General features: G+C 62.6%; 5 protein-coding genes. 2 read left to right on the top strand and 3 right to left on the bottom strand.

The features are described from left to right. Positions 1–197 precede the first annotated feature (197 nt). Both EN932_RS04725 and EN932_RS04720 read left to right on the top strand, forming a co-directional pair. On the top strand, positions 198–1,787 hold the full coding sequence (locus EN932_RS04725) for a trimethylamine methyltransferase family protein (RefSeq protein ID WP_024503381.1): 1,590 nt from the start codon (positions 198–200) through the stop codon (positions 1,785–1,787). Between the two features lie 62 nt (positions 1,788–1,849). Then, on the top strand, positions 1,850–3,079 hold the full coding sequence (locus EN932_RS04720; RefSeq protein WP_063171129.1) for an aromatic ring-hydroxylating dioxygenase subunit alpha: 1,230 nt from the start codon (positions 1,850–1,852) through the stop codon (positions 3,077–3,079). Positions 3,080–3,225: 146 nt separating this feature from the next. Here the strand turns inward: EN932_RS04720 and EN932_RS04715 are convergent, their stop codons facing one another. The 3 genes from EN932_RS04715 to EN932_RS04705 all read right to left on the bottom strand — a co-directional run bounded on the left by EN932_RS04715 (position 3,226) and on the right by EN932_RS04705 (position 5,892). Further along, positions 3,226–3,624 (bottom strand): hypothetical protein, encoded by a 399-nt coding sequence (locus tag EN932_RS04715; RefSeq protein ID WP_082827526.1) that lies wholly within the window; start codon positions 3,622–3,624, stop codon positions 3,226–3,228. A 64-nt stretch (positions 3,625–3,688) separates the two neighbouring features. Continuing rightward, positions 3,689–5,077: a chromate efflux transporter gene (chrA, locus tag EN932_RS04710; RefSeq protein WP_013528002.1), complete on the bottom strand. Its 1,389-nt coding sequence runs from the start codon at positions 5,075–5,077 to the stop codon at positions 3,689–3,691. Continuing rightward, positions 5,074–5,892 (bottom strand): chromate resistance protein ChrB domain-containing protein, encoded by an 819-nt coding sequence (locus EN932_RS04705; protein ID WP_127368184.1) that lies wholly within the window; start codon positions 5,890–5,892, stop codon positions 5,074–5,076. Before EN932_RS04705 ends, chrA begins: the two co-directional genes overlap by 4 nt. Between the last annotated feature and the right edge of the window lie 108 nt (positions 5,893–6,000).

Below are 6,000 nucleotides of genomic sequence, written 5' to 3'. Positions count from 1 at the left end.
GCCTGATCCATCATCGACCTCTCGTGACCGGAGCCGCTCGCAGCGGCTCCGGTATTTTAGTTCTGGCACATGGAACTGAGCCAGCTGGCCCATAGGATGGGCCAGTGCCGGCGGCATAGTCGGCGTCATCAGGGGAAGAAGCAGGCCGATGGTGGACCAACCGCCACGAGTTCCTGCCGACGAAGTTGGAGTGCTCCATGCCAGTGGCTGTCGAACAGCAGGACACGCCGGCGAACCGTCGTCCACAACGCTCCGGTCTTCGCGAAACAGGACATGCCATGCGATCATCTCCCCTGGTGGAGGATACCAGACCACAGCACAAGGCCATCGAGGGCGGCGGCTACGGGCCGCTTCGCGGGGATGACCGCGAGCGTATCCACGAAGGCGTACTGACGCTTCTGGAGACAGTGGGTTTCGCCAACGCCATTCCTTCCTGCATAAAGGTGCTGACCAAGGTGGGGGCGATCCATGGCGACGATGGCCGGGTCCGCTTTCCGCGCGCGCTCGTGCTCGACACCATCAAGCGGGCGGCACGACATTTCACGCTTCATGGCCAGGACCCCAGGCACGACATGGTGGTCCAGGGCAAGCGCGTGCACTACGGCACGGCAGGCATCGCCGTGCACCTGGTGGATCTGGAGAAGCGTGAGTACCGCGAATCCAAGCTGCAGGATATTTATGATGCCGCCCGCATCGTCGACGGGCTGGACAACATTCATTTCTTCCAGCGGCCGATGGTGGCGCGCGACATCGCCGATCCGCTCGAGATGGATTTCAACACGCTTTATGCCTGTGTGATGGGAACATCGAAGCACGTCGGAACATCCTTCACGGTGCGTGAGAACGTGAAGCCTGCACTTGAAATGCTGTACGCCATCGCCGGAGGCGAGGAGAATTTCCGCGCCCGGCCATTCGTTTCCAACTCCAATTCATTCGTCGTGCCGCCGATGAGGTTCGCCGAGGATGCGTGCGGCGTGCTTGAGGCCTGCGTCGAAGGCGGCATCCCGATCCTGCTGCTGTCGACCGGCCAGTCCGGCACGACGGCACCCGCGGCGATGGCCGGCGCCGTCGTGCAGGCAGTGGCCGAAGTGCTGGCCGGCCTGGTCTATGTCAACGCGCTCAAGCCCGGCCATCCGGCGATCTTCGGCGCATGGCCGTTCATGTCCGACCTGCGCACCGGCGCCATGGCCGGCGGGTCGGCCGAGCAGTCGGTGGCAACGGCGGCCTGTGCCCAGATGGCGCAATTCTACGACCTGCCCGGTGGCTCCGCCGCCGGCATGACGGATTCGAAATTGCCCGACATTCAGTCCGGCTACGAAAAGGGCATCACCAATGTGATGGCCGGCCTCTCCGGCCTCAACCTCGTCTATGAGGCGGCCGGCATGCATGCCTCGCTGCTCGGCTTCTGCCTGGAGAGCCTGGTCATCGACAACGACATGCTCGGTCATTGCCTGGGCTGCGCGCGTGGCATCGACGTGACTGACGAGGCCCTGTCGATCGACAGCATCGCGGAGGTCTGCCTCAAGGGTCCGGGCCACTATCTCGACAACGAACAAACGCTCAAGCTGATGCAGACCGAGCACTTCTATCCTGCCCTCGGCGATCGTTCCTCGCCGAAGGAATGGAACGAAAAAGGCCGGCCTGATATATTGCTGCGTGCGATCACCGAGAAGAAGCGCATTCTTGCCGAACGATTTCCGCGCCATGTGCCAAAACAGGTCGACGACAGATTGCGTGCCCGTTTCGGCAACCTGATCCACCTGCCGCGCACGCATATGGGCGGCTGACCGGAGACAAGTCTCGTGCAGCCATACAGCCATACACGACCAACCATCGGGCAGAACGACAAATGAGTGTGCATCCTATCCAGCAAGCCCCCACCGACGGCGACGCGATCGATCGGCTGGTGGCATCTCATCGGCCAGGCCACGGCCTGGTGCGTGCCTTCTATCATGACCCGGCGATCTTCGAGCGCGACATGGAACGGGTCTTTCGCCGCCACTGGCATTGCCTGGCCCACGCCAGCGTTATCCCGAACCCCGGCGATTTCGAGCTGTTCAAACTGGGCGACGAGGCGGTCATCCTGACACGCGGCATGGATGGCACCGTGCATGCCATGCTCAACGTCTGTCGCCACCGCGGCGCCGAGGTCTGCACCAAGCAGAAGGGCAACGCGAAGATGTTCGTGTGCCCCTACCACGCCTGGGCCTATTCCAATGACGGATCGTTGCGCGCTGCCCGCCTGATGCCGAAGGATTTCGACCGCACGGCGCACGGCCTGAAGAAGCTTCATGCCCGCGTCGCATCCGGTCTGGTCTTCATTTCCTTCGCCGAGACGCCGCTCGATTTCGATCCTATCGAACAGTCGCTGCGAACGAGCTGCGGCCAGTATGGCTGGGGCGACGCCAAGGTTGCGTATCGTCAGTCCTATCCGCTCGACGCCAACTGGAAGCTCGCCGTCGAGAACTATGTCGAATGTTACCATTGCGGGCCGGCGCATCCGGAATATTCGCAGACGCATGCGCTGGAAAAGCCGGCAGAAATGATCGAGCAGCTCAATGCGGCGATGGAGCAACGCACCTGCGCGCTCGGCATCGAGATCGGCAGCGCCAACCGCTGGCAGAACTCGGCGGCCGGCCAGGAAGCAATCCACACCTTCCGCTATGCGCTCTATGACGGCGTTTCGAGCGGCAGCCAGGATGGATCGCCGGTGGCCCCGCTGATGGGACGCTTCTCCGACTATGACGGTGGCGTCACTTCCATCCATCTCGGCGGCACGACCTTCCTCGTATGCTATCCCGATCACGGCATGATCTACCGCTTCATCCCGAAAACGGCTGGCACCTGCGAGATGGAGCTGATCTGGCTGGTGCGCGGCGACGCGGTCGAGGGCCAGGATTACGATCTGGAGAAGCTGACCTGGCTGTGGAAGATCACCACCGAAGAGGACAAGAAGATCATCGAGCACACCGCGCGCGGCGTGCGCTCGCACTATTTCGTGCCCGGACCTATCGCGCCGATGGAATACAACGAACTGCGCTACATCGGCTGGTATCTCGAGGAGATCAGCCGGGCCTGAACGGCTCGGCTGCCTTAGAGCATTCACCGTTTCACGGAAACGGCGATCTGCTCTAACTCTTTGTTTTGACGCAATTCTAGACGGAAAACCGCTCACACTTTTCCTAGAATTGCTCTAGGAGAATCAGGCAGATCTTGCCTTTCGCGTCATTCCGCGCTGAGCCCGTATCGGTCGACGACTTCGGGGTTGATGAGCTTGGCATGCAGCGTCATCAGCACGATCTGCGCGTCGAGGCTGTCACCGGCTTCAAGCGCCGCCTCGATGCGGCGCTCGGCTCCCAGCGCCCGCTCATGGCCATTGGCTTGCTCGAAGGTTTCGGGACCCGCGATGCAATAGCTGCATAATTGTGCCACCGACGCATAGGTGCCCGGTGGCGGCTCGTCGGGCCAGCGATCCTTCATGAGATTGACGAGGGTAAGCTTCACGCCCTCCGGCACAAGGGCTGGATGCAGATCGGCGCCGCGCAATGCATCGTCGAGCTGCCTCAAGTCGCCCGAACGGCCGAACACTCCGAGGAAGCCGAGGGAAGATCGCCGTCCGGCCATGATGTTTCCTTCCATTTCCAGCCCACTTAGGTGGTGGGCAAGCGGATTGCAAAGGCGGTGCTGTCTAACCAGCCGCCGCCAGCAAGATCCCTGCAAGGGCGGATAGCGCGAGTGTCGGCAGCATGCCGACTTTCAGCTTCAGGATGGCGACCATGGCGGCCACGGAAAGCAAGGCCGCGCGCCAGTCGATCGACGAAGGCACCGGCACGTTCATGCCAAGGCCCGTCGCGTGCACCTCACGGAAGATGACGTGCAAGGCAAACCATAGGGCCAGATTCATAATTACCCCGACAACGGCGGCGGTGATCGCGCCCAGTGCGGCCGACAGTGCCTTGTTGCCGCGCAAGGCCTCGATGTAGGGCGCACCGAGGAATATCCAGAAGAAGCAAGGCGTGAACGTCACCCACAGAGTGAGCAAAGCCCCCAGCGATCCGGCAACCAACGGGTCCAGCGAGCCGGAATGGCGGAACGCGGCGATGAAGCCGACGAACTGCAGCACCAGGATGAGCGGCCCTGGCGTCGTTTCGGCGAGCCCAAGGCCATCGACCATTTCACCCGGCGCCAGCCAGCCGAAGGACTGGACGGCTGCCTGTGCGACATAAGCGAGGACCGCATAGGCGCCACCGAAGGTGACGACAGCCATGAGACTGAAGAACCGGCCTATCTCGGTCCAGACGCTTGCAGAGCCGGTGAACCACCAGATCAAAAGAACAGGCCCGAGCCAGAGCGGCAGCCAGATGGCGACGGTGCGCGGTGCATGCCATCTGGTCGGTTTGACATGGGCCAGTTCGCCACGCTCGAACATCAGGTCGACCGCTCCCTTGAAGTCGGCAACATCGTCCTTGCCATGGGCCGAGCCGGAAAACAGGGCGGGAGCAATGCGATCCCCCAGCCATCCCGTCAGGCCGGCTAGCAGGACGATGAGCGGAAAGGGCACATTCAACGCATAGATGGCGATGAACGCCGCGACCGCGATCGACACCATGACCCGGTTCTTGAGGGCACGCCGGCTGATCCGGACCACCGCCTCGACGACGATGGCAAGCACAGCCGCCTTGACCCCGAAAAATAGCGCCGCGACAAGCGGCACGTCGCCATAGAGGACGTAGAGGCTGCTCAAGGCGAGCATGACGAGCGCGCCCGGCAAGACGAACAGGATGCCGGCGACAAGGCCGCCGGCCGTCCTGTGCAGCAGCCAACCGATGTAGATGGCGAGTTGCTGGGCTTCCGGGCCAGGCAGCAGCATGCAGTAGTTCAGCGCGTGCAGGAAACGCCGCTCACCGATCCAGCGCCGCTCCTCGACCAGTTCCTTGTGCATCAGCGCGATCTGCCCGGCCGGACCGCCAAAGCTGAGCAATCCGATTTTCGCCCAGACCTTCACGGCCTCGGTGAAGGTCGGTGCAGCCGGCACCGGGACGGTTCCCGCCTTATTGTCCGGGACAAGAGCGGTCACGACGGCTTACCCGCAGCCGGCCAGTTGTGCGTTTCTTCGGTGGCGTCGCGACACCAGCGGAAGAACGCGTCGTAGAGCAGCATGCCTGCTTCCAGTTGTTCCAGATCGTCGCGGTACATACGCGACAAACCAAGCGAGGCAGCCAGAAAGCCGGCCGCCTGAGGCACCAGGTCGAGGCTTGCAGTGTCGGCCGCCCGCACGATTGCAGCGAGGCGATCGAGCGCCACGGATTCCAGCCCGAACTCCTCGATCATCGTGTCGAAGGTGCAGCGCTCGCCGCGATGGCTCCAAAACACATTGTCGATGTCGAACGGCACGGCCTGAAAGCGGTCGGCAACAGCCAACACTTCAGCGGGTTCGACGAACAGGAACACCGCGTCGGGGTCGACGAAACGCCGGATCAGCCACGGGCAAGCGATGCGGTCGACCTTCGGGCGCGATCGCGTCACCCAGACGGTGGCGCCCTTTTCATTGCGTGGCGGCATCTTGGCGGTGCGGGCCAAAAGCCCTCCGGCATCGCGCCAGGCATCAAACCCGCCTTCGAGAGATTCAGCTGATATCCCCTCATGGCGCAGCCATGCGGCCACGCCTTGCGAGAGCTTTTGCCCCCTCTGGCAAACGACGGCCACCGGCTTGCCGGCGAACGTGGCCGCCCAGGTTGAAACGGTTTTGAAATCGCGACGGCACGACGCCGGCAACAGCCGCGGATCGGCGTCGAAATCTTCATCTATGCGAACATCGACAATGACTGGGGCGCCCGGCAGACCTATGAGCCGGGACAATTGCGGTACGGTGATAGCGGTTGTTGACGGCATGGCGTCCACCTCCTGAAAAGAGAAGCTTGGACGCGAACGTTGGGCTGACGCCTCACGGGGTCGTCGCGATGCACCCCTTGTCATGATGGTGGATTTGTTGGGCGCGCT

The organism is Mesorhizobium sp. M7A.F.Ca.US.002.01.1.1 (assembly GCF_004022955.1).
Classification (GTDB): Bacteria; Pseudomonadota; Alphaproteobacteria; order Rhizobiales; family Rhizobiaceae; genus Mesorhizobium; species Mesorhizobium ciceri.
Note: the sequence above shows the minus strand (reverse complement) of the source record. Positions and strands in the feature narration are given on the sequence as shown.

Excerpts from the sequence above, each read along its gene's own strand:
- EN932_RS04725 (WP_024503381.1), top strand. The coding sequence starts at position 198 with ATGCCAGTGGCTGTCGAACAGCAGGACACGCCGGCGAACCGTCGTCCA.
- EN932_RS04720 (WP_063171129.1), top strand. The coding sequence starts at position 1,850 with ATGAGTGTGCATCCTATCCAGCAAGCCCCCACCGACGGCGACGCGATC.
- EN932_RS04715 (WP_082827526.1), bottom strand. The coding sequence starts at position 3,624 with ATGGCCGGACGGCGATCTTCCCTCGGCTTCCTCGGAGTGTTCGGCCGT.
- EN932_RS04705 (WP_127368184.1), bottom strand. The coding sequence starts at position 5,892 with ATGCCGTCAACAACCGCTATCACCGTACCGCAATTGTCCCGGCTCATA.